This window comes from Methylocella silvestris BL2 (assembly GCF_000021745.1).
GTDB classification, from domain to species: Bacteria; Pseudomonadota; Alphaproteobacteria; order Rhizobiales; family Beijerinckiaceae; genus Methylocapsa; species Methylocapsa silvestris.
In genome coordinates, this window is record NC_011666.1 from 1,889,181 (window position 1) to 1,912,443 (window position 23,263).

Annotated in this window: 22 protein-coding genes; 7 read left to right on the top strand and 15 right to left on the bottom strand. The window is 63.3% G+C overall.

Annotation, left to right across the window (positions count from 1 at the left end; translation table 11 throughout):
* Nucleotides 1-21: 21 nt before the first annotated feature.
* From MSIL_RS08845 to pqqC, 4 genes are read right to left on the bottom strand one after another with little or no spacing between them, the layout of a single operon-like run.
* Nucleotides 22-1,587: a flavin monoamine oxidase family protein gene (locus MSIL_RS08845; RefSeq protein ID WP_012590753.1), complete on the bottom strand. Its 1,566-nt coding sequence runs from the start codon at nucleotides 1,585-1,587 to the stop codon at nucleotides 22-24.
* 24 nt (nucleotides 1,588-1,611) lie between these two features.
* Nucleotides 1,612-1,956 carry a (2Fe-2S) ferredoxin domain-containing protein gene (locus MSIL_RS08850; RefSeq protein ID WP_012590754.1) on the bottom strand — a complete coding sequence of 115 codons (345 nt, stop codon included), beginning with the start codon at nucleotides 1,954-1,956 and terminating at the stop codon, nucleotides 1,612-1,614.
* Nucleotides 1,940-2,194: a hypothetical protein gene (locus MSIL_RS08855; RefSeq protein ID WP_041367815.1), complete on the bottom strand. Its 255-nt coding sequence runs from the start codon at nucleotides 2,192-2,194 to the stop codon at nucleotides 1,940-1,942. The genes MSIL_RS08850 and MSIL_RS08855 overlap by 17 nt, the downstream gene beginning before the upstream one ends.
* A gap of 25 nt (nucleotides 2,195-2,219) precedes the next feature.
* A complete protein-coding gene (gene pqqC / locus MSIL_RS08860) occupies nucleotides 2,220-2,978 on the bottom strand; it encodes a pyrroloquinoline-quinone synthase PqqC (RefSeq protein WP_012590755.1) in 759 nt (252 codons plus the stop codon).
* A gap of 170 nt (nucleotides 2,979-3,148) precedes the next feature.
* Here pqqC and MSIL_RS08865 point away from each other — a divergent pair, with 170 nt between their 5' ends.
* Entirely contained in the window at nucleotides 3,149-3,763 is a 615-nt protein-coding gene (locus MSIL_RS08865) for a glutathione S-transferase family protein (RefSeq protein WP_012590756.1), read from the top strand.
* 18 nt (nucleotides 3,764-3,781) lie between these two features.
* On the opposite strand, the gene MSIL_RS08870 is transcribed toward MSIL_RS08865, so the two are convergent.
* The 6 genes from MSIL_RS08870 to MSIL_RS08895 form a co-directional block, all read right to left on the bottom strand.
* Nucleotides 3,782-5,566, bottom strand: coding sequence for an acyl-CoA dehydrogenase C-terminal domain-containing protein (locus tag MSIL_RS08870; protein ID WP_012590757.1), 1,785 nt, complete (start codon nucleotides 5,564-5,566; stop codon nucleotides 3,782-3,784).
* 29 nt (nucleotides 5,567-5,595) lie between these two features.
* On the bottom strand, nucleotides 5,596-7,917 hold the full coding sequence (locus MSIL_RS08875; protein WP_012590758.1) for a 3-hydroxyacyl-CoA dehydrogenase/enoyl-CoA hydratase family protein: 2,322 nt from the start codon (nucleotides 7,915-7,917) through the stop codon (nucleotides 5,596-5,598).
* Nucleotides 7,917-9,053 carry a thiolase family protein gene (locus tag MSIL_RS08880; protein ID WP_012590759.1) on the bottom strand — a complete coding sequence of 379 codons (1,137 nt, stop codon included), beginning with the start codon at nucleotides 9,051-9,053 and terminating at the stop codon, nucleotides 7,917-7,919. Before MSIL_RS08880 ends, MSIL_RS08875 begins: the two co-directional genes overlap by 1 nt.
* Nucleotides 9,054-9,211: 158 nt before the next feature.
* Nucleotides 9,212-9,616, bottom strand: a complete 405-nt coding sequence (locus MSIL_RS08885) for a COG4315 family predicted lipoprotein (protein WP_012590760.1) — start codon at nucleotides 9,614-9,616, stop codon at nucleotides 9,212-9,214.
* A 1,142-nt stretch (nucleotides 9,617-10,758) separates the two neighbouring features.
* A complete protein-coding gene (locus MSIL_RS08890) occupies nucleotides 10,759-11,232 on the bottom strand; it encodes a winged-helix domain-containing protein (RefSeq protein ID WP_012590761.1) in 474 nt (157 codons plus the stop codon).
* A 322-nt stretch (nucleotides 11,233-11,554) separates the two neighbouring features.
* Nucleotides 11,555-13,720, bottom strand: coding sequence for a DUF2235 domain-containing protein (locus tag MSIL_RS08895; protein WP_012590762.1), 2,166 nt, complete (start codon nucleotides 13,718-13,720; stop codon nucleotides 11,555-11,557).
* Between the two features lie 410 nt (nucleotides 13,721-14,130).
* Between MSIL_RS08895 and MSIL_RS08900 the strand changes: the two genes are divergently transcribed.
* From MSIL_RS08900 to MSIL_RS08910, 3 genes are all read left to right on the top strand, one after another.
* Nucleotides 14,131-14,511, top strand: coding sequence for a YciI family protein (locus MSIL_RS08900; protein WP_012590763.1), 381 nt, complete (start codon nucleotides 14,131-14,133; stop codon nucleotides 14,509-14,511).
* Between the two features lie 10 nt (nucleotides 14,512-14,521).
* On the top strand, nucleotides 14,522-15,772 hold the full coding sequence (locus MSIL_RS08905) for an RNA polymerase sigma factor (RefSeq protein WP_012590764.1): 1,251 nt from the start codon (nucleotides 14,522-14,524) through the stop codon (nucleotides 15,770-15,772).
* 107 nt (nucleotides 15,773-15,879) lie between these two features.
* Nucleotides 15,880-16,329 (top strand): VOC family protein, encoded by a 450-nt coding sequence (locus tag MSIL_RS08910; RefSeq protein ID WP_012590765.1) that lies wholly within the window; start codon nucleotides 15,880-15,882, stop codon nucleotides 16,327-16,329.
* A gap of 35 nt (nucleotides 16,330-16,364) precedes the next feature.
* Here MSIL_RS08910 and MSIL_RS08915 read toward each other — a convergent pair whose 3' ends face one another.
* A complete protein-coding gene (locus tag MSIL_RS08915; protein ID WP_083772200.1) occupies nucleotides 16,365-17,255 on the bottom strand; it encodes a DUF4436 family protein in 891 nt (296 codons plus the stop codon).
* Nucleotides 17,256-17,755: 500 nt separating this feature from the next.
* Here MSIL_RS08915 and MSIL_RS08920 point away from each other — a divergent pair, with 500 nt between their 5' ends.
* The gene (locus MSIL_RS08920; RefSeq protein ID WP_012590767.1) at nucleotides 17,756-17,992 is read left to right on the top strand and encodes a hypothetical protein; all 237 of its coding nucleotides are present in this window, start codon (nucleotides 17,756-17,758) and stop codon (nucleotides 17,990-17,992) included.
* Between the two features lie 174 nt (nucleotides 17,993-18,166).
* On the opposite strand, the gene MSIL_RS08925 is transcribed toward MSIL_RS08920, so the two are convergent.
* Nucleotides 18,167-18,442, bottom strand: coding sequence for a hypothetical protein (locus MSIL_RS08925; protein WP_148213061.1), 276 nt, complete (start codon nucleotides 18,440-18,442; stop codon nucleotides 18,167-18,169).
* A gap of 338 nt (nucleotides 18,443-18,780) precedes the next feature.
* Here MSIL_RS08925 and MSIL_RS08930 point away from each other — a divergent pair, with 338 nt between their 5' ends.
* Complete coding sequence (locus MSIL_RS08930; protein ID WP_244406242.1) at nucleotides 18,781-19,038, top strand: hypothetical protein; 258 nt, start codon at nucleotides 18,781-18,783, stop codon at nucleotides 19,036-19,038.
* A 426-nt stretch (nucleotides 19,039-19,464) separates the two neighbouring features.
* The gene (locus MSIL_RS20125) at nucleotides 19,465-20,280 is read left to right on the top strand and encodes a helix-turn-helix domain-containing protein (protein ID WP_049768131.1); all 816 of its coding nucleotides are present in this window, start codon (nucleotides 19,465-19,467) and stop codon (nucleotides 20,278-20,280) included.
* A gap of 111 nt (nucleotides 20,281-20,391) precedes the next feature.
* Here MSIL_RS20125 and MSIL_RS08940 read toward each other — a convergent pair whose 3' ends face one another.
* From MSIL_RS08940 to MSIL_RS08950, 3 genes are all read right to left on the bottom strand, one after another.
* Nucleotides 20,392-21,093 (bottom strand): COG3904 family protein, encoded by a 702-nt coding sequence (locus MSIL_RS08940; RefSeq protein WP_012590771.1) that lies wholly within the window; start codon nucleotides 21,091-21,093, stop codon nucleotides 20,392-20,394.
* 158 nt (nucleotides 21,094-21,251) lie between these two features.
* Nucleotides 21,252-22,181: a phosphoserine phosphatase SerB gene (gene serB, locus MSIL_RS08945; protein WP_012590772.1), complete on the bottom strand. Its 930-nt coding sequence runs from the start codon at nucleotides 22,179-22,181 to the stop codon at nucleotides 21,252-21,254.
* 97 nt (nucleotides 22,182-22,278) lie between these two features.
* Complete coding sequence (locus MSIL_RS08950; RefSeq protein WP_012590773.1) at nucleotides 22,279-23,154, bottom strand: type II secretion system minor pseudopilin; 876 nt, start codon at nucleotides 23,152-23,154, stop codon at nucleotides 22,279-22,281.
* Nucleotides 23,155-23,263: the final 109 nt, after the last annotated feature.

Here is a 23,263-nt window from a genome sequence, read left to right on the forward strand (position 1 = left end):
CGCCGGAAAAGTAACGAATGGCTAGGCCGCGGCGGCCTCTGTTCTGGCCACGAAGATGGCGTTGGCGGACAGGCAGAACTCCCGCCACGCTGCGGCAAGATCGAGCAGGATCGCCTGCACATAGTCCTTCGCAAGCTTGTCTTCGCCTGGAAAATTGGACAGCGCGCATGAGGTTCGATTGAACTTCACGACGCAGTCGAGCAGCGTCTGAAGAAAGCCGTCGAAGTTTTGCAAGATTTTTGGCGTGAGGTCCGAGCGGCCGGCCGCGATGGCGACGCCATCCATGTCAAACGGCAGCTCGCCCAGTTTGGCAAGCGCGTCAGCGAAAACCTCTTCCATCGTCGCAAGCATGGCGCGCTGGGTGACGAATTCCTTGTCGGAGCTGGCGAGCAGGCGATTGAGATGCGTCCGGTAGGCGGCGAGAATGTGCGATTGGCGCTCGGCGGTCCATTGCCCGAAAGCGGCGAGCGCGACTTCATTTGCCATGCCGTTCTCCTTCGCCGGCGCAAAGCGCGTGATGTCGCGCAAAAGGCGCTGGGCCGCCTCCACCGCGCCCTCCATATAACCGCCCGCAGCGCCGGCCGTTTCCGAGCCGCCGAACAGGAGCCTGCCGCCCCAGGCGGCCTGACGCAGATAGGGATTGTCATAGAGCGGGCGCTCCGCCAGGGGGGCGAGATCGCTCGCCGCGCAGGTGAACGCCTCGGCGGCCCAATCCTGATAATGCAATTCGCCCTGTTCGAGCTCGGGCCCAAAAATTTGCGCGATCTGATTGCCCATCAGCATGGGCAGCCCGACCGCGAAGGATTCCCTTAGGGCGGGCGTCAAAGCCAGGAAGGCGCCAAGCGCGGCGCCCGTCCCGGCGGCGTCGCAGGCGTCGAAAATCTCATAGAACACGGCGTCCTGATGGGTGACATAGGCGTTGCCCGACGCGCCCGCCTCGCGCCAAAGCGACCGATCATACACCGTCACCGCCTTGGCCTCGGCGGCCATCCAGGTCGCGGTTTCGCGCAGCGCGTCGACGAGATGATGGTCGAGGGCCGGCTCAAAAACGATGCTCTGTTCGACGAGGCGCGGCGGCAGCGCCAGCACGACGCGGCGGGCCTCGACAATTGTCTCAGCCTCGCCCGCGCGAACCGTCAGCTTGATATGATCGCCGCAATCCTTGATCGCGGTGACGACATGGCCGAGTTGTATGCGGTCCGCCGGAATTTTTGCCGCGAGCGCCTCGATGAGAGACGCCGTTCCGCCGGCAATGCGCCGCGCCCCGGCGTGGACGCTCTCCCCTTCCGAACGCTCGGCCCGCTTGTCGAAGTCGACGAGGCGCAGGACGGCGCCTTCATCATGCTGGGCGAAATGAGCGAGGCCGAGATCCGCCACGAGTTTTGTGATGCGCGGCTGAGTCTCCGGCCAAAACCATGTCGGGCCAAGATCGACGCGCATCGCGGCTTTTTCGGACTGTTCCGAAAGGACGCGGCCGCCGAGGCGCGAGCGCGCCTCAAACACGCAATAGTCGCGCCCGGCCGCTTCCAGCTCGGCGGCAAGCGCCAGGCCGCATAATCCGCCGCCGATGATGGCCGTCTCAAGCATGGCGAGTCTCGTAAAAAAGGAGATTTAGACCTTCGGGACGATGATCAGGCGCTCGACCGGTTCGCCCGCGCCAAAATGCCGGTCGACGATCTCGTCGATGTCGTCAACGGTCTCCGGATGGTACCAGACGCCCTCCGGATAGACGACCATCAAGGGGCCGGCGCGGCAGAAGCTGAGGCAGCCGGAGGCGGTCACGCAGACGTCAGTCAGACGCTGGGCCTCCACCTTTTTCTGCAGATGCTCCCAAAGCGGCTGCGCGCCGCTTTCCATGCAGCTGCCACGCGGATGCCCGGGCGGACGCTTCGTGAAGCAGGCGATGACGTGATATTTGAAGACGACAGGGAGATCGAGTTCAGCGACTGAGGACATCCAAAAGTTCCAAATCATCGGGATCGATTGATTTAGAACAATTCAATTTGCGTGCCGCAGCGCACACGGCCGTTTGCGCTGCGGCCAGAGGGCGGGGACAATCATCGCTTTCCGTGTGGAAAGCCGCTTTTTTGAAAATTTTTCGCGGCGCGATCCGGCCGGCGGTCTTACCCGCGGCCGCGCCGAAAGCGGACAGTTTTGTCAGGAAAGCGCCATAAGGGCGCGGGCGCTCGGCCACGCCCTGGCGCCGCGGAAGGTCGCTTTTAGGTCGGAACGAAAGCGCCTGGCGGTATCAGCCCCGGAACCACATAAGCGTGATGCAGCGCGTCGAGCTGAGCCCAGAGCACGTCGCATTTGAAGCGCACCGCGCCGACGCAAGCCTCCTGTTCGGCGCGGGTCGCGGCGTTCTCCTTGACGTAGCCGAGCGCGAAATCCGCATCGCGCGGGGCCTGCGTCAGACGCCGCTTGAAATAGGCCATCACATCGTCGCCAATGAAATCGTAATTTTCCAGCATTCCGGCGATGCGCTCGCGATGAATCGACGGCGCAAACAGCTCCGTCAGCGAGGAGGCGACGGCGACGACAAGCGGCTGCTCACGCACGAAATATACATAGGATTCAACAATATGACGCGTCGCCGGCAGGGCGCCCTGACGCGAGACGACATAGTCGCGATCAAGGCCGAGGCCGTCCGTCAAAATGAGCCAGCGTTCGAGGCCGCCCGGCTCGTCGCCGAAGCCGTCATGATCATGGATGCGGCGGACCCATTCGCGCCGCAGAGCGCGATCATGCGTGCGGCTGATCAGGGCGGCGTCCTTGCGCGGAACCGCCTCCTGATAACAATAGCGATTGAGCGCCCAGGCCTGCACCTGGCCCTTGTTCAGCTTTCCGCCGTGCAGAAGCTTATGGAACGCATGCTTGTCATGATAGCGCTCGACCCCGACGGCGCGGATCTCCGCCTCGAATTTTTCGGGCGACCATAATTCCGTCTCGCTCGGCCGCAACGGGCTCATCTCATTCATGACTATCCTCCCTGCCGCGGCAGGCCGGCCGTTCCATCCGCGCGAACGGGCGCCGCCATTGGGCGTGAGCCTAGCGTCTTCCGCCCTTTCAAGGATTGACGCCGATCAAGGTCGGGCGGGATGGCGCGCGAATTGCGAACGCCGGGGCTTCACCGCAAAAGGCGCGCTTTATGAAGTTCTATATGACGCCCGGGTCCTGCTCGACCGGCATCCACATCCTGCTTGAGGAGGTGGGTCTCGTCTTCGAGGCCTATATCGTCAATCTGGTGAAGGGCGATCATTTGAAGCCCGATTATCTCGCCATCAATCCCAATGGGACCATTCCCACCCTGGTATGCGACGACGGGGGGACGCTGACCGACTTCAACTCGATCGCGGTGTGGCTCGCCAAAACCTATCCGAGGCGGCGCCTCATGCCGCAGGACGAGCAGGCGGCGCAGTTCGCCCTTGAGACGCTGAATTTTTGCACGCGGCACATTCACGGCGAGGGCTTCCGCCGCGTCTTCACGCCGGAAAACTATGTCTCCGCGCGAAAAGGCGTCGAAGCCATCAAGAGCGAAGGCCGCGACATCGTCCTCAAAGCGCTGGAGACGGTGAACGGCGAGTTGTCCGGCAAAGCCTATGTCGCCGGGGATTTTTCGATCGCCGACGCCGCTTTGTTCTATGTCGAATTCTGGGCCGACAAGACCAATATTCCGCTGCCGGACAATTGCCTCGCGCATTACAAGCTGATGCGTTCGCGTCCGGCCGTGCGGCAGGTTCTGGCCGAGGAAGGCTATCGGTAATTCGCCCGGAAGAGAGCGCTAGAACGCCGCTTCGTCGAAGGCCATCATGGTCTTGCCGCCGGCCATGATCGACGAAAACAGCCCGCTCGTCTGCGGCAGTACGCGCTGCATGTAGAAGCGCGCGGTTGCGATCTTGGCGGCGTAGAATTTTTCGTCTTCGCTCTTCTGCGCTTCCGAAAAACTGACTTCGGCCATCCGCGTCCAGAGATAGGCAAGCGCCGTCAGTCCGAACAGCCGCAGATATTCGCTCGCCGCGGCGCCTGCCTCGTCGGGATCGCGCATGCCCGCGCGCGCGACCTGGGCTGTGGCCTGCTGCAGGCGCTGAAAGGCTTTGCCGAGCGGCTGCACGAATTCAGCGAGCTGTTTGTCGCCCGAATTCGCCTCGATATAGGCCGAGACCGGGTGGAAGAAGGAGCGCAACAGCCGCCCGGCATGAGCCGGAAGCTTGCGTCCGACGAGATCAAGCGCCTGGACGCCGTTGGTCCCTTCATAGATCTGCGCGATGCGGGCGTCGCGCGCATATTGCTCCATGCCGTTCTCGCGGATATAGCCATGGCCGCCCATGATCTGCATGCCGAGATTGGCGCATTCGGTCCCAAGATCCGTCAACAGCGCCTTAACGATCGGCGTCACCAGCGCGACGAAATCCTCCGCATCCCGGCGCACGGCGGCATCGGAATGGCGACTGAGATCGAGCTGTTTCGCCGCAAGGACCGCCAGCGCCCGGCAGCCTTCGGCATAGGCGCGCTGCGTCAGCAGCATGCGGCGCACATCCGGATGAACGATAATCGGATCGGCCGGCTTTTCCGGATCTTTGGCGCCGGAGAGCGAACGGCCTTGCAGCCGCTCGCGCGCATAGGCCGCGGCGCCCTGATAGGAGGCCTCGGCGACGCCCAACCCCTGCACGCCGACGGCGAGACGCTCGGCGTTCATCATGGCGAACATGGCGCGCAGCCCCTTATGCGGCTCGCCGATGAGAAAGGCTGTCGCCCCGTCGAAATTCATGACGCAGGTGGCAGACGCCTTGATGCCCATCTTATGCTCGATGGAGCCGCAGGAAACGCCGTTGCGGGCCCCGAGCGATCCGTCCTCATGCACGAGATATTTCGGGCAGAGGAACAGGCTGATGCCCTTGACGCCTTTCGGCGCGTCCGGCAGCCGCGCGAGCACGAGATGGATGATGTTGTCGGTCAGATCATGCTCGCCCGCCGAGATGAACATTTTCGATCCCGAAAGCCGGTAGCTTCCGTCCGCCTCCGGCTCGGCGCGCGTGCGCAGCAAGCCGAGATCCGTGCCGCAATGCGGCTCCGTGAGGCACATGGTGCCGGACCATACGCCTTCAACCATTTTCGGCAGATAGGTTCGCTTCAGTTCGTCCGATCCATAGCCGCTGAGGCAGACATAGGCGCCCTGCGTCAGGCCGGGATAGAGGCCAAAGGAGAGATTGGCCGAACACATCATCTCCTCGATCATGACGCCGAGCATATGAGGCGCGCCCTGCCCGCCGAATTCCGGATCGCAGGCAAGCGAGGGCCAGCCCCCCTCGCAATAGGTCTGATAGGCCTCGCGAAATCCCTTCGGCGTCCGCACGACGCCGTTTTCGAGCGTGCAGCCCTCTTCGTCGCCGGAGCGGTTCAAAGGAAACAGCACCTCCTCGCAGATCTTCGCGGCCTCCTCGAGAATGGGGTCGATCAGATCGCGCGTAAAATCCTCATAGCCCGGCAAGGCCGCCAGTTCGTCGGCGCCCATCAGCTCGAACAGCACGAAGCGTATGTCGCGCAACGGAGCCTTGTAGCTCATCATGATAGGATCGCTCCCGTTCGATACAGCGTTTAATTGCGCAAGGGCTTGCCGGTCTCCAGCATGTGCTCGACCCGGGCAAGACTGGCGGGGTCTCGCACAAGCCGCATGAAGGAGTCTCGCTCGAGCCGCAACAGGCGGTCCTCGTCGCTCTCCAGCATAACGTCTGTCTCGCCGCCAGACAGCACGCGCGCCAGCGCAGCCGAGACGACCAGATCATGCGCGGTCGCCTTGCCCGTGCGAAAGAAACTGTCGGCCGCCATTTTGAGCGCGGTCGCCGCGCTGGGGCCCGGCAGGTTCAGGACGATCGGCTGCGGCGGAGCGTAATTGTCCGCCAGCGTCAAGGCCTTCGCTTTGGCGTCGGCGAGCAGCCGGTCGCGGTTCATGGTGATTCCATCGCCCGGCCGCAGAAACAACAGCTCTTTGGCTTCGGCCGCGGATTTGGCGACGGTCGCCGTGCCGACGATTTCGAACACTCTGGCGATCGGCGGCATCGGGCCCTTGGGCAGACGCCCGAGGCTCGCCCAGCGTTGCAGCATCTCCTTGCATCCGCCCCAGCCGGGAATGAGCCCAACGCCGACCTCGACGAGCCCGACATAGGTTTCCGCATGGGCCTGCACGGCGTCGCAATGAAGCAGGATTTCACAGCCGCCGCCGAGCGCCATGCCGGAGGGCGCGCCGACCACGGGGAAAGGCGCATATTTCAACATGCGATAGACGGTCTGTCCCTGACTCACCAGGTTTTCAAGCTCGGACCACATCGCGATATTGGCGGCAAACAGCGCAAGGCCGAGATTGGCGCCAACCGAGAAATTCTGACCTTCATTGTAGATTACCAGCGCCTTGAAATTCTTGGCGACCTCGTGAACCGAACGCATCAACAAATCGAGCGTGTCAGGATCGAGCGAATTCATTTTGCTCGTGAATTCGAAGCAGGCGACGCCGTCGCCAATATCCCACAGCGCCGCCGAGCCATTCTTGATCACTGGCTCGCGGCTGAGTTTTATGTCGGCCAGCATCAAAACGCCATCCGGACGCGCAAGATCGCGATAGGCGCCGTCGCGGCCAAGCCGCTGACGGCGGCCGTGCTCGACGCGGTAGAATGGGCGCCCCCCCGCCACGCGGAGAATTTCGGGAACAGGAAGGCCGCTGCTTTCGAGCTTTGCGGCGAACCAGCCGGCGCCAAGCTGGTCGATGAGCTCGAACGGCCCAAAGCGCCAATTATAGCCGAGCCGCATCGCCTCATCGATCGCGGCGACGTCATCGGCCGCATCGCCGACAAGAGCGGCGGCGTAGCTCAGCGTCGCGCCGATCACGCGCCAGGCGTAGCGCCCGTGGACGCTGTCATGTTCGAGCAACGGCTTGAGCTTGCCGCCGCCGGCGCTTATCGCTTCGACCTCGGCCTTACGGCTTGCACGGTAGACGCCCCTGCGCAGATCGATCGCCTCCTTGATTTTTTCGCCGCCCTCGCGGTTCAGCCGATAGAAACCGCCCTTGCCCTTGCGGCCGGTGTAGCCTTCGGCGATCAACCGGCCGACCAGCGGAACCGGCCTGTTGGCGGCGTGGAAAGGATCGGCCTGCGGCAGCGCGGCGGCAAGGCTCGCCGCGACATGCGGCATCAGATCGAGGCCGACGAGATCGATAAGGCCGAAGACGCCCGTCTTCGGCACGCCCATCGGCTTGCCGAGGATTGCGTCGACATCCTCGACATCGAGCCCCGCCTCGATCGCCTCCGTCACCGCCGTCTGCAGCCAATAGGCGCCGAGGCGATTGGCGATGAAGCCCGGGCGATCCTTGCAGAGGACGACGGTTTTGCCGAGAGAGATATCGGCGAAGCGCGAGATCGCGGCGAGCGCTTGAGGGCGTGTCTGCGCGCCGGCGACGATTTCGAGAAGCCGCATATAGCGCGGCGGATTGAAGAAATGCGTGATCAAAAAATCTTCGGCGAAGCGCTCCGGCAGCCCCTTGGTCAAATCGGCGAGCTGGATCGTCGAGGTGTTCGACGAGACGACGGAGCCGCGCTTTCTGAGCTCTTCAAGCCGCCGATAAAGATCCTGCTTGACGTCAAGGCGCTCGACGATGGCCTCGATAATCCAGTCGCACTCCGATAAGCCGCCAAAATCGTCTTCGATATTGCCCGTGCTGACGAATTTCGCCGCAGCCCTGCTCATGAAGGGCGCAGGATCGGCTTTGAGAAGGCGCGTCACAGCGTCTTGCGCGATGGCGCTGCGCGGCCCCTGCTTCGCCGGGATGTCGAGCAGCAGCACCGGAACGCCGGCGTTGGCGACATGGGCGGCGATGCTGGCGCCCATCACGCCCGCGCCGATGACGCCAACCTTTCTGATGTCGCTCATCAGACGGCCTCAAGGATGGTGGCGATTCCCTGGCCGCCGCCGATGCACTGCGTGGCGAGCGCATATTTGCCTTTTTCGCGCTTCAGCAACGCGGCGGCCTTGCCCAAAATGCGCGCGCCTGTGGCGCCGAGCGGATGGCCGAGTGCGATGGCGCCGCCGTCGATGTTGATGGCGTCCAAGGGCAGCGCAAGCTCGCGGATGCAGGCGATCGCCTGCGCGGCGAAAGCCTCGTTCAGCTCGATCACGTCAAGATCCGCGGCTGTGAGGCCTGCGCGCTGCAGCGCCTTGCGCGTCGCCGCCACCGGCCCGATCCCCATGATCTCGGGGTTGCAGCCGGCCACCGCGACGGATTTGATGCGCGCCAGAATGTCGAGGCCGCGCCGTCTCGCATAATCTTCCGAGGCGATGATAAGGGCGGCGGCGCCGTCCGTCAGCGGCGAGGACGTCCCCGCGGTGACGACGCCCTTGGCGTTAAAGGCGGGCTTCAGCTCTGCGAGGCCTGCGGCGGTCGTGTCCGCACGAATGCAGCCGTCCGTCCCCACGGCGCCTTTTGGCGTCTCGATTTCGACGATCTCGTCGGCGAATTTGCCGGACGCCTGCGCGGCGGCGACGCGCTGCTGCGAGCGCAGCGCGAATTCGTCCTGCGCGGCGCGGCCGATTTCCCATTTGGCGGCGACGTTCTCGGCGGTGTCGCCCATCCCCATATAGGCGCCGGGCTCGCGGTCGGCGAATTGCGGGTGCGGCAGTGGGTTGAAGCCCATCATCGGCACCCGGCTCATGCTCTCGACACCGGCGGCGATGAAGACGTCTCCGGCGCCCATGACGATCGCGCCGGCCGCAATATGCGCGGCGGTCATTGACGAACCGCAAAAGCGGTTGATGGTGGCGGCGCCAACCGATTTCGGCAGCCCGGCGATGAGGCCGACCATGCGGGCAAGATTCAGCCCCTGCTCGCCTTCCGGAAACGCGCAGCCAAGCAGCAGATCCTCGATATCTTCAGCGGGAACGCCTGATTTTGCGACCAGCGCGCGGATCACCTGCGCGGCAAATTCGTCCGGCCGCACCGCCGCCAGTTCGCCGCGCTTGGCCGGCGTAAAGGGCGAGCGCGCATATCCGGCGATAACGACACTGGTCACGGGCGCCTCTCCTTTGCAACGGCTCTCGCCGCGGAATTTAGACCTTGATTCGCCGGCAAGCTACAGGACGGGCCGATTATTCTGCGACCGCCGTAAGACGGTCGTCGCTTGCCGGCCGCTCGAACCCGTCGAAAACCCGCGGCGCCTTGCGCCACGGGCTACGGCTTGGCGATATGCCAGACCGATTTATAGCCGTCGCCGACAACGTCGCCAGCCTTGGCGTCCTGCGTGAATGCGTAGAGCGGCTTGCCCTTATAAGCCCATTGCCTCGACCCGTCGTCGCGCGAAATGATCGTCCAGTCGCCGCTGGGCGTCGCGCCCGCAGCCGCCGGAAGCGGAGGCCAAAGCGCCGCGCAGCCATCATTGCAGGCCGATTTTCCGCCCGCATCCTTGTCGAAGGTATAAAGGCTCATGCCCCGCGCATCGACGAGCGTCGGTCCCTTGGAGGTTCGCCCGGTCGCGGCCGGCGCGCCAGCCTCGCCAAAAGCGCCGGACGCCGTCAACGCGAGCGTCGCAGCGCAGACGATTCGCGCACAATGGTTCGACAGCGTGGTCCTGATCATGAACGGCCCTCCATCTGGCTTATACCAAACGCTCAGACGCGCTGGCCTTTCCACCTCGCCTATCATCCCACAGAATTTTGACAATCCGTCCTCGTGCGCTACCAGGCGACCCGTCGGCTTCGTCAAGATGTGCGGGCGCCTGCGGCGTCCCCGTCTGCCAGCTCACCTATTCCATCGTCCGAGGCGAGCGAAGAAGTCATGAGAATGATGGATACGATCCCCCGAAAAGAGGAACCGCATAAAGTCAAGAGGCATCAACTCTCCCAAAGGGATCCGCAGCCGCGGCAACCGCACCACAAATACCATGCCTCGACCTTCGCCGTTTGAATCGGCGCACCCTTGTCCTATTGCGGCGGCGTGGCGCCCGCTCGGTTGGGAATTCGAGTGCGACCGGAAAACTGCCCGACCTTGGCAAAATGGCGTTGGGGCCGTTCGCAATCCGTAGTATCGGCGATACAGCACGGCGTTTGGAGCAGGACAATTCGACTTCACCTGCAATTATCAACGCCAGCGCCGCCGCGAGCCCGCCTCACACCGGAGAAAAGAGCCATGTTCTGACTCGCCTGCAATGCGATCGACGCGGATATGAGGCTTGTCATAGCCGGTATAACCGGCAACAGGGCCTACTTCGACCCGCTGCGCGACGCGGACGACCCGGCAAAGACAGCTTTTGGCGGACGTTGCTCAGGACAAGAGATGATCTCGTCAGCAACGCCTGCGTGCTCGCCCTGCGCTCCTGTGTCGGAGCTGCGTTCACAGCGCCCTTGATGCGCTCGCCTATAGATCTCCCGCCAGTGGTTCCGGTCGCGCCGCCCGCGACCAGTTTGGGCTCTAATTCTGGCCGCACGACGCCGCACGACGAGCGCGCCGGCGATCATCGCTTTGCTTAAAACTTTCGGGGAATCTTCAGCCGCTACTATGTTTTCGCCCGCAGGGAGACGCTGAACCGCTTAAATCGCGCGCGGCTTTGCGGCAGCCCGGTCAGTTGAGGGTCAGCGTGGCCGCAGGGTGCGAATTGCCAGCAGCTTGCGCCATGAGGATTGGGGCAGGCGCCTGGCCGAAAGCTCCGGCCGCCCGTTGTAACCCTGGTCACAACCGGCGGACGGGGTGGCTTCGCGCCGCAAGATGACGCGATCGCAAGACTATTTGGAACGCGGCTTTGCCGTAGACCACTTCCCATCGGAATTCTTGACGAGACCGCGCTTTTTCATCGCCTGCAGAGCGAAGGACACCATGCGATTGTTGATATCGCGGCCAGTCGCCTTGATCTGCTCGGATATCTCAGCGGCGGGAAGGGCGCCGTGCTTGTCGAGCACTTCCGAAATCGCCGCTCCAATCGTTTGACGCGGCGCGCCTTCGGCAGACGCCTTGCGCGGGCCCCGTTTGCCGACGCTCGCCTTGGCGACGCGCGTTTTGGCTACCGGCGTCTTCGCTGGGGACGCCGGCGGCGCGGAGGCGGGAGCAGCGGCAACAGGAGCGGCTGCGGCGCGGCCGCGCGGCTTTGCTGCAGGCGCGCCTTCGAGAGCGTGCAGCTCACGCTCGGCAATGCGCAGATCAGCAATCTTTTGCTCGAGTTCAACGATTTTGCTGCGTATACGTTCCAGTGATGTGTCCATGACGCCTTCGTTAATTGTTTGGCTGACCGCACCCAACGGGAGACAGCGCCAACCATCGGTTCTGCCCAAACTACCTGTCAAGCGTCAGCCATTGCAACTGCGCCAAAGCAAACTGAGTAGTGTGCTCAACAGTTCCTGTCACAAGTTTAAGCAGAAATCCACCCACCTTGTGAATGAGATAGCATTTCTTTCGCGTTCTCCGGCAAAATTGACCTGAGCAGCGGCTGTTGTATCCCCGATGCAACGACTTCCGGTTGCCGAGCGGCGCCTCCAGGCTGCAACATTCAAGCGAATGGCGACGGCGCGCGGCGGTTTCTCCGAATCAGGCGGCATAGCCGTTCCTGCCGGCGAATCGGCGCGTCCAGGCGGAGCCTGACGCCGACAAGGTCCAGATCGGCGCGCCCTCATCAGGATGTGCCAGGCGCGTGATCCGCAGCCGCGGACCGCCGCTGTTGTTCGACGCCGTCTGCCACCAGTCGTTGGCGAACATATGCAGGAGGCCGCCCGGCGCTTCATTAACGAGGCAGACGCCGTCGCCAGGTCTGTGGAGATCGCGACCCAGCATGGCGATCTGATCGAGAAGCTCCTTTGGCGCGCTGTAGAACAGATATTTGAGAGCCTCATGAAAGGGCCTCTCCTGGGGCGGCCAGTCGCGCGGATGCGCGATTGTGGCGCCGAGCGCCATCCATTGCGCATCCTTCACCCGCAATCCCCAGCCGAACCAGCGCCGCAGATCGAAAGATCCCGGCTTCTGGCCGTCAGGACCGCAGAGCGGACAGGCGCCATCGCGGGAATAGCCGGCGAGATAGTCGATGCGATAGGCCGCGCCCTGCTCGATCACGACGCCGGTCCGGCGCCAGTCGGCTTGCGTGTTGACGATGAATTCGATCGATTCGCCGATCCCGAGCCGCAGCAGGTCCGGGCGTCCGGTCTCGCTGTACAGCGTCTCGGCGCGACGCAGCACGCTGTCGTGAAGCTCGCCGGCCGTCTCGCTCGGGACAGGATGCCACCGCGGCCAGGTTCCAAACATCCGCCAGGTTGGCTCGCGCATGAGTTCGTCATGCAGCCGCCCCAGCGGATCGGGCTTGACGCCGGCCGCGGCTTCTTCGCGGAAGGACAGGCCGTGGCGGCTCATGGCGTCCATCATCCATTCGAGCGCGACGTCGGAGACCTCGTGGCGGCCGTACCCGCCGCCGATATCTCCATGCGCGCCGCGAAACCACATTTGCGTGAGCGCAGGATCATCATCGGAAGGCGTGGAGGGTTTCTCGAACAGCATCGGGAAGAATTGTGAGCGTCGTTCATCCATCGACAGGGCATGATAGACTGCCTTGCAGGCCTTCGCCGGACTGGCCGAAAAATTGCTGTTGTTCCAGATCGGAAGTACGCGGAACCAATAGCCCCAGAGCGGAAATCCAAGCGAGGCCACGGTGTCGAAGACGCCCAGGAATTCGACTTTCACGGCGCCCGCCGTGGCGCCCGGTTTGGCGTTTTCCGCGGCAGGATATGCCATATCCTCGCGCAAATAGATCTTGTCCAGGGGATGCGCCCGGCTGCGATAGATCTGCACGACGTCGGGCGCATAGTACAAATAATCAGCGCGCAACAGCCCGCAGCGCGAGATCACGCCGGCGATGCAGCGGGCGGCGAAGGCGCCGCGCGAAAATCCGATGAGATAGATGCGGTCCCCGGGCTGGTATTGACGCACGATTTCGCTATAGCCGTTGAGGATGGCTTCGCTGATGCCGACGCCGGCGGCGCTTTCGACCAGCTTGATCACAGCGCCGCCCATCGCGGTGATTTTGGTCACGGCCGCGGCGCCGGTGATCGACAGCAGATTTTGCGTGCGGCGGGCCGCCTTGGCGGTGGAGGATGTGTCTGTCCCGACGCCAGGCTGATACCATACGGTCTGGGTGTCGTCGCTTTTCAGCGCCTCGCTCAACTTCCAGATATTGGTCGCCGCGCTTTCGCCTTCTTCCTTGTCGTCCGGCCGGTTGGATGTGCCGTCACAGAGGATAACGATGCGCCGGCCATTGCCCGGCGCGGTGGGGAGCGCGACATCTTGCAGCTCCGGCGCGTTGCGATTGAAGAGGTGATGGCGCCGCTTCGCCGCGCCCCATGCGCCGAGAGCCTTGCTGAGGCCGGCCGCCGCGCCGACCGCCAACATCAGCCCGAACGCCCATGCGACAATCAGATAGGCAACGGAGACATAAGATTCCGACGTCGATTGTGCGAGCCAGAGTCTGATGTCCCCGCTCAGCGCCCGAAACAGAATGAAGGCGGCGCCTGCTGAAATGGCCGTGAAGACAAGCCAGATTGTCGTCAGCAACAGCCCCGAGGCCCAAAGCGGACCTTTTCGCAAGGGCGGCCGCCATTCGGCCCCGCGCAGCGCCAACCCAATAAGCAAAGTGTTGAACCACCAGGCAAAGGCGATAAAGCCGGCGAAGACGCCGAAGAACGAAAGCAAAAACGAGACAAGCCGGCCCATGCGAATGCTCCCGGGAGGGATCGCGAGTTTGGCTCCGCCGGAATCGATTGACAATCGAAACATAGGCTTGCAGGGGCATGACAATCCCGCAGTCGGTGGTTGCTTGCGGCAAGCTCGCCGCCGCTTGGCCGTCAAAAATATTCATGAGTCTCGTCGGACCGGACGGCGCGCGCCCGTCCTTGTGGCAGACCTGTCAACGGAGATCGAAATGACCGCTTCCACAACATTCGAAGCGGAAGCCGATCGCTTGACGGCCCAGACGGCCGCCGCTTTTTGCAAGCCACGATGAGATTGCGCCGATGCGACGGCGCTCTCAATTCGGGCATGACGCGAGCGATCGCGCAAAGCTATGATCGCCTCGATCGGTTGCTGGCAACGGCGCAGACAGGCGCGTAAGGAGCGGAACGGCCATGCTCTACGCTATTCTTTGCTACAATGAAGAAGATGTCGTCTGCTCCTGGAGCAAGGAGGAGGACGACGCAGTCATGGCCCGCATCGGCGTCGTTCAGGAGCGTTTGACAAAGGCCGGCAAGCTCGGCCCGTCCTTGCGCCTTCTGCCGACCACCGCCGCGACAACCTTGCGCAAGACGCGGGAGCCGCCGCTGGTGATCGACGGCCCTTTTGCGGAAACCAAGGAGCAGCTGCTCGGGTTTTACGTGATCGACGTCGCCAGCCTCGACGAGGCTCTCGAAGTCGCGCGCGAACTTGGTGCGGCGAATCCAGGCGGCTCTTACGAGATTCGTCCGGTCGCCCTGTTCATTCCCGACCAGCGGAGCGGAGTAAAGGCGTGAGCTGGCGGCCATGAACGAGCTTACCTGGATCAATGCCGCGCTCACCGCCGCCCGGCCACAGGCGATCGCCGCGCTGATGCGCTACTTTCGCGATCTCGACACGGCGGAGGAAGCCTTTCAGGACGCCTGCCTGCGCGCGCTCCGCAATTGGCCCCAGAACGGGCCGCCGCGCGACCCCACGGCCTGGCTGATCCTCGTCGGCCGCAACGCCGCGCTCGACGGCGTTCGCAAGCGGGCGAAGCTCGCCCCGCTCCCGCCCGACGAGGCGATCTCGGATCTCGGCGACGCCGAAGCCGAACTCGCCGAGCGGCTCGACGGCGCCCATTACCGCGACGACGTGCTGCGTCTTCTGTTCGTCTGCTGCGCGGACAGTCTACCGCCCGGCCAGCAAATCGCGCTGGCGCTGCGGATCGTTTCGGGGCTCAGCGTGCGCCAGATCGCGCGCGCCTTTCTTACCAGCGAAGGCGCGATGGAGCAGCGCATCACCCGCGCCAAGGCGAAGATTGCGCGCTCCGAGATCCCATTCGAGGCGCCCGGCCCGGTGGAGCGCGCCGAGCGGCTCGGCGCCGTCGCCGCGATGATCTACCTCGTCTTCAACGAAGGCTATTCGTCCGGCGAATCCTCCGTTCGCGGGTGCCTGTGCGAAGAGGCGATCAGGCTGGCGCGGCTGCTGTTGCGTCTGTTCCAGACCGAGCCCGAAATCATGGGCCTGACGGCCCTGATGCTGCTCCAGCACGCCCGCGCCGCAGCGCGCTTCGACGAGGCCGGCGCAATCATCCTTCTCGACGATCAGGATCGGAGCCTCTGGGACGGCAAGCTGATCGCCGAAGGGCTGGCGCTGATCGACAAGGCGCTGCGCCATCGCCAGCCGGGGGCCTACCAGATACAGGCCGCGATCGCCGCGACGCACGCCCGCGCCAATCGGCCGGAAGAGACCGATTGGAGGCAGATCGACGCGCTTTATGCTGCGCTTGAACGGCTGCAGCCCTCCCCGGTCGTCACGCTCAACCGGGCAGTCGCCGTCAGCAAGACGCGTGGACCAGCCGCGGCGCTGGAGATGATCGCGCCGCTGGCGGCGCAGCTTTCCGGATATTTCTACTTCTTCGGAGCAAAGGGCGCGTTTCTTTCTGAGCTCGGCCGCAGGGAGGAAGCGCGCGCGGCGTTTACCCAGGCGATCGCGCTCGCCAACTCGCCCGCGGAAGCCGCCCATATCCGCATGCATCTCGATCGCCTGACGCAGGCGACTGAGGCTTCGCCATAAGGAAATTATGCGACGGCCTGTCGGGCGGCGGCTCGCCGCGCCGTCCTTGAACGGGAGCCAACACCCCTTCTTTCCACTTCCATCTTTACGACGAAAGGAACCTGACTATGACCACTGGCACGGAAGTTCAAACCGCCCCCGAAGGCGCCGAGGCGCAAACCTGTCCCGCCGCTGAGGTCAAGAGCGGCGTCGTCCCCTACCTTATGGTCGAAGGGGCGCTCAAGGCGGTGGAGTTCTATGCGCGCGCCTTCGGCACCGAAACCGCCGCAATCATTCCGCCGGACGCGCAGGGGCGCACCATGCACGCGCATCTTTACATCAACGGCGGCTCGATCATGCTGAGCGATTTCTTTCCTGAGCACGGATGCTCTCAAGCCAGCGCTCAGGGGTTCAATCTCATGGTGCAGGTCGACGATATCGACGCCTGGTGGAAACGCGCGACCGACGCAGGCGCCGAAGTCGTGATGCCTGTGGCGGAGATGTTCTGGGGAGCGCGCTACGGCCAGTTGCGCGACCCCTTCGGCATCGTCTGGGCGCTGAACCAGCCGCTTGGCTGAAATCGCATAACGCGGCCGGCGCGATCGTCACGCGATCAAGGCGCCGGCCCGCGCCGGGCCCAGGCGATGATGAAAAATGCAAGCCCGATCATCAGCGCCATCTGCGCCGAAAGAAACACAAAAGCGTCCGCCTTGACGCCCAGCGGCGGCGCGCCGGGCATGACGTTGCGCAGCGCGGGAACGGCGAACAACATGGCCGCAAGAGCGCCAGTGAGCGCCGCCTCAAGCCGCCTCAGACCGGCGATGGCGAGCACGCCGATGGTCAGGCCGCAGAGCGCGATGACCGCCATGACCGCATAGACGAGCGAGGCGAAGTAAATCTGGGCGAGGGGACGTTTCGCCCGGATTTCAAGCCCGAGCCCCACTTCGCCGGGCGCTGGCGCGCGCGCCAAAATGTCGATCTCCCAGCCCGCCAGACGCTCCCAGAGCGTGAGGCGGATGGGAATTCTTTCGCCCTCCGGTTTCTTGCCTTCCCACGCGGCGATCGTGACCTCGCCCCTATATTCGTCGAAGGGATAAGCGCTGATCGAGCCGTTGACGCCGATCTGCGCGATCGTTGTCGGCGCGGCGCTGCCAGCTCCAAGCACGATGTCGAGCACATAGTCTCCATCGCTTGCATGCACCGTGATGTCGCGATCAGGCAGGGCCGGATAATGGGCGCCCCGCGGCCCGGCTTCGGTGGAGAAATCGAGGCTGATCGAAATCGCTTGCCTGACCGGATCGACCTGCGTCGCCTCGAGGAAGATGTTCAGCGGGGCAGTTTTGGTCGCAAGGCTTTCGGCGACGGCGGTTTCGCTTGTTTCCGGCTGGAGACAAAGACCGGCGAAAAACGCCATATAAGCGGCGAATATCGCAACAAGCGCCAGCGAGATCGCCAGCACGCGACGCATCGCGTTCGAAGGTTTTGCAGACGCCAGATCAGTCATCGCAAGGGCGCCAATGGAAGGAAATCGGCCGGATCGCCGGCGCCGGGCTGCGACCGAGGCCGGTCTTTCTCGCAGATTCGACGGGAGCCGACAAGAAATTTGCTTGAGCTTGACCGCCAGATCGCCTCTTTCACGCTGCCGTCACGCGAGCGCTGCCTGCTCGAGGGAAGCCTTCAAACTTCGCCCGCCGGCGCAGCGCGCTCGCCCGCGGCGCGCCCGGCGCATAGCCGCATGCGTTCTATCCCTCCGCTCCTAATCTGTTGCTTGAGCGCATCATCTTTGTCGAAAAAGTCTGCATCTTCTTCGGATCATGCTCTGGGCGCAGCGGCGTCATCTTTCTGCCTCCAATTGTTGCTGCGCTAAAGACCGCATAATTCTACGGTCTGGCTTAAGTCTTTTCTCAGATTACAGCGAGTGCGCCATCACATATCGGCGCGGAACGTCTGATCTATACTTTGTTTTAATAAACAAAGGCGGAAAATGGGTTTGGAGGGTAGGCCATGTCATATGCCCGCTTCTACCAGCACGGAGTGAAAGCTTACGTCGAAGGCCGCGCGCTGAGCATGAATCCCCATAATCCCAGGGATCAGGCGGAGGCTTGCGAAGGTTGGACGGAGGGTTGGCTCGACGCCCGCCAGGCGCACGTCCACAGGTTGGCGAACGAGCTTTCAAAGACCCTGCGCCCAATCCAGATCGACCGGTTCATTGCCGCGCGGGAATATAGCTTCGCCGTCTAGAGCAAGCGCCGCCGCCCGCACAATACCGATCTGGCCAAGCCCCGCTCGCCGCCTTTTCGCCTGGTCACGCAAAGCTTTCGCCCAGCGAACGATCGTTAATCGTCAGGCGCATGACTACAAGAGCCAACTGCGCGCGTTTCGGTCGGCGCCCTCAGCCGACGAGTCTTCTGCCCCCTAATTGTTGTAATAGCCGCCGAAGAATGGCGTCCCGACGCCGTCGATGGGGTCAAGCACGCTGTGGGAATTGCTGAAAGCATAGCCGCCGCCGAACGGGACGCCCGAATCATAATCATAGCCAATCGCCTCGCTCTGGATCGCAAAGCCAATCGGGTTCCGCTCGCCGGCATATTCGATCGGACGGTTTTGCCGCTCATGGAGCGCCCCGGTCCGATATTGCCGCGGCAGGGGATAGAAGCCTGCGCCGCTCGCGCCATCTTCGGAAAGATCCACATACCCCGTCGACCGGCTCTGTTTCGCGTAGGCGACCCCAGAATGGTTTTTGTGCGCGGCGCGCTTCCGCGCGTTCGTCTCGGACGCATTCGCCGCCGTTGCTGCGAGGCTAACCGCCGCCAGGGCCGCCGCCAGCGTCACCCTGAACGCAAGGCTTGACCTGGATCTTTGAGACCGCCTCATTTCTATCTCCCTCTTCGCGTCACAAGGCCGTTCCTGTTCCAAGCCCGGCGCCGGCGCGCAACCTTGCGCGGACTTATACGTTGCTGGCCCGCGAAATAGAAATCTGGAGGGTAAAATCGATGGAACCAATGCAACCAATGAAGCCGATGGAGCCCATGAAACCCATGTCGTGGGGCGAAAAATGGTGGCCCGACGAACTCGGTCAGCCATCATCGAGCGGCGCGCAGAACAACATGCGCTACGCGTTCTTTCCGCAAAAGCATCGGCTCTTGATAGAACAGGACGGCAAGCTGACGTCCTATGACAGCGGCGACCACCAGATCTCGGGCGTTCAGCAAAGCGGCGGCTCGCAGCCGCCAAGCTTCACCAGCCAGAACGGATCGGTGTGGCTGGAGGAGCTAAAGAAAGTCTGAGGCTCTAGCGGGGGACGGCGCGCACGCTCCGCAATGGAGCGTCGCGGCCCGGACCTATCCGCCTGAATACGAAAGAGTACCACGCTCATAGCCAGTCTAATTTACAGATACAGACTGTTCTATATTTCATTTATACTTCTGGTGAGTCACATTCTCAAAATGCGATGCTGCAGCTTATCGTCGAAAAAATCTATTCTCCTGCTCGTTATTGTGCAGCGCATGGTTGATAAATAAAATCATTTGTCTATCGTCCCTGTCAAACTGCAAAAAAAGTAGAGGGGGGAAGACATGGTTGGCGGAGCTTTGGCAGGCGCGATGGGTGGAGAGGAGTTCCTTCGGACGTCCTCTCAGGAAGCTCACCTTTCATGGGGGGCAGGCTCGGTTCTCAGACGAACTCAGGACGTGGACGCGCGATGTGAGCGCAATATGAAGCGCGACGATGTCGCAATTGCGATCTGCTTTCAGGACGCCGGCAGCGAGGTGAATTGGCGTCTCGACGGCAAACAGACCCTGGCGAAAACCTACGCCTCAGCGATTGAATCGCGCGACATGTTCATCGCCCCTCCAGGCTGCGAGATCGCCGTGCGTTGCCGCGGCAAGGGCGAAGGCCTGTGGCTTTTTCTTGAGCCGGAATTCGTCAATTCAGATCGCCGCATTAAGTCCCTGGTCGAAAAAGCGGCTGTCTTCGACCATTCCTGGACGAAGGATCGGATGTGCTGGATGGTCGCCTCGGAGCTCCGAAAAGAATGCCAGAACGGCTTTCCGCGGGGGCCGATGTTCTTTGAAAGCGCAGCGACGGTTTTCGTCGCGCAGCTCGCCTATTTTCTTCATGACGCCGATCTGACGCCAGAACCGACCCGCTCGCTTTCCGACGCCAAGCTGCGGCTGGTGACCGGTTACATCGAAGCCAATCTTCACCGCAATATTACGCTGTCGGAGCTTTCGGCGCTGGTCGATCTGACGCCGCGCTATTTTTGCGGCGCCTTCAAGGAGGCCACAGGCCGGCCGCCGCATCAATACCAGATCGAGCAGCGCGTGGAGCAGGCGAAAAAGCTGCTCGCCGAGGCCGGATCTTCGCTGATCGAAATCGCCCTGACGGTCGGCTTCAGCAGCCAAAGCCATCTCAATGAATATTTTCGCCGGATCGTCGGAATGACCCCTGCGCGCTACCGCAACGAGGAGCTTCAAGTCCGCAGCGGCGCGTCGGCGCGCAGCCGGAGGCCGAACTCGACCGCCAGCTAAAAGGCCGCTTGCGCCAGGCATCGCGCCAAGAACCAGCGTCATGCCCTCGACGCTTGGAATCGACGCAATCTGGCAACGTCAAACCGACCTCATCGTGATTTGAAGGCTCGGTCACGACCCGGCTGAAGCAAGGCCCCAGCGCGCGAGCTCGCCCGGCGTTAGAATGCGCAGCGAGTCCGGACCGATTTGTTCCGCCGCCGCGATAACTTCCGTGCTGACGCCCATCGCCCGGCTGTAGCGGCGTAACGCCGCCATCATCTCCCCGGTCGCGAAATGGCGCGCGCCGCCATTATAGGCGAACATGCGGTGGACGCCGATCGCGCTGGAGGGCGCAACGATGCGCGTCGCCGCCCCCATCAGCGCATAGACGCAGGCGGAGTAGCAGACGCCGGGGGCAGGCGTCGCGTCGCCCGAGCCGGCCGAGGCGACGATGGCGGTCACGCCGAATTTGCGAAACGCTTTGCCAAGCTCCATGCCGGCGACGATCTTGCCCCCTTGCGAATCGAGCAGAACGATTGGACGCGGCAAAGCGCCATGGGCGCCGCCCGGGCGATAGGCGCTTCGCAGAAAAGCGAGAAATTCCGCTGGCGTTTCATCCGTGATCCGGCCCTCGGCCGCAATGATCGGGCCGCAGACGCCCCGACATGATACGGCAGGATGACCGACGGACCGAAAGCTCATCGCTGCCGCCGGCGCCGCGCCGGCAAAGGCGGCAAGGCAGAGCGTCAGCAGGGCGAAAACGCTGTTGCGAAGGGTCGGAGGCGCACTTGCGTCCAGACGCGCGAAACAGCCATGAAATTGAAAAGCTGGCACGTCCGGTTCTTTTCTTCTTGATCGACCCTGATTTTTCCGACCGGAGCGGACGTCCGACAAATTGCTCCGCCGGACCGGATCATTCCAGAAGCTGACGCGCCATTCCAGCGAAAAGATCCAAGCCCCGCAACTTGGGATGCGCCAAGGCGCGTTTCCACCTAGCGGCCCCCCGCCGCAGCCCTGCCTCCGTCGCCCGCAAACTCCTCGCGCGAAAAACCCTGCGCATAGAGCAAGGCGGTCAGATCGGCATGATCGATGCGAACATCCGCAGCGGCGGCGACGAGGGGCTTGCCACGAAAAGCGACGCCAAGGCCTGCCTCGCGCAGCATCGGAAGATCGTTCGCGCCGTCTCCGACCGCGATGGCTTCGCTGGCGTCGAGCCCATAGGCGGCGCAGAGGCGGCGGAGCGTCGCAAGCTTGGCGTCGGCGCCGAAGATCGGCTCGATCAGGCGGCCCGTAAAGAAATCGTTGGAATCGATCTCCAGCCTGTTGGCGAAATGCGCCTCAAATCCGATCGCCTCGGCGATCGCGCCGGTAAAGGCGGTGAAGCCTCCGGAAACCAGCGCCGTATGCGCGCCATGGCGGCGCATCGCGCCGATCAGCGTGCGGGCGCCCGGCGTCAGCGTGAGGCGCGTCTCGATCACGCGATCGATGGCGTCGCGATGGAGCCCCTTCAGCAGCGCCACCCGCTCGCGCAACGCCGCCTCGAAAGCGATTTCGCCGCGCATGGCGCGCTCGGTAATCGCCGCGACGTGGTCCCTTTTGCCGATTTCGGCCGCCAGTTCGTCGATGCATTCCTGGCCGATCATGGTGGAATCCATATCGGCGGTAAGAAGTTTTTTGCGCCGGCCCTGCTTCGGCTGGACGATAATGTCGATCGCGGCGCCGGCCAGCGTCCGGCGCATCGCCTGTTCCACCGTCTTCAGATCGGCGGAGGCGTCGGCGGCAAAGCAGATGTCGACAGCGACGCCCGGATCAAGCCAGCGCGTTTCCAGCGGGCTCGGCGCCGCTCCCCGCGCCAGCCGCACGCATTCGTCGGTCAGGATCGGCCTTCTGGGATCGCAGACAAGCGTCGCGACATGAGTCATGATCGGGCTCGGCACGGAGTTCGATGGGGGCGCCCCTCCTTCGCATGCGCCGGCTGCCGGATAAAGCGCGCAAATGGCGTAATCTTCGTCGCGCCATTCATCGAAAACCGTCGAAATCGTCGCGCCAGGCGAGAATGCGGTAAGGCGCCGCCCCGTCCGTGATGAGCAGCACGACGTCGGCTTTGACCTTCCGGCCGCTGTCGAGGCGGACTGCGACGGCGACGCGGATCGGCCGGCGCCCGCCGATGGAGACCTCGGAGCGCGCCGCGCCGAGCAGGTTGACGACCGCCGACGGATTTTGCGGATCGCGCGCGCGGAGAATGGCGGCGACGGCGTCCGGACTGATATGCGGCAGCGATGCAATGACTTCGGGCGCAGCCTCATTGACATCGACTTCCGCATGACCATTGAAAATGGTAACAAAAGAAAGCGCGCGCTCGACGAGGTCGGCCGGCAGGCCAAGAACAAAGCGCAATTCAGCGAGATTCTGGAACGGCGCCTGCCGAGGCGCATAGCCAAGCCCCGCGTCGCGATAGCGATCGGCCTCCTCGTTCCGGCCTGGAACGCTGCTCTTCTTGCGCCAGCCGATGATGCGGTCGGCGGCGAAATCGGCGGCGTCCTGTTTCGCGCCAAGCGCCACGAACATGCCGGACAACAGCGGCTTCGAGGCCTCATTGAGGTCAATGCGCGCCGCCTCGGAGCGAAACGTAACGTCAACCGTCGCGCGCCCGAGCCTGAACGCGATTTCGCCGGAACTGGGGCGGTCGTCATCTTTGCCGCCAAGGACGCGCAGCGCTGCAAGTTCGAGCCCGGCGTTGATCAGCGCCTCGGCCTGCAGCCGGTCATCAAAAAGACGGGCGGACGCCGCCGTGTTGGACACGAAGGCCGCATAGACGCCGGCCAAAGCCGCCAGCGCCGCAAGCATCCACAGCGCCGCGACCACTATAAAGCCGTCCGCCTTGAGCGCCCACACGCGCGCACGCCGCCCGTCGAAAGCCCTGCGACGCGTCTTTATCCCGGCTCTTTCTGGATTGGTCGTCAAGGTGAATTCTTCAGGGTGAAAGGTTTCGCCCCGTTGCGAG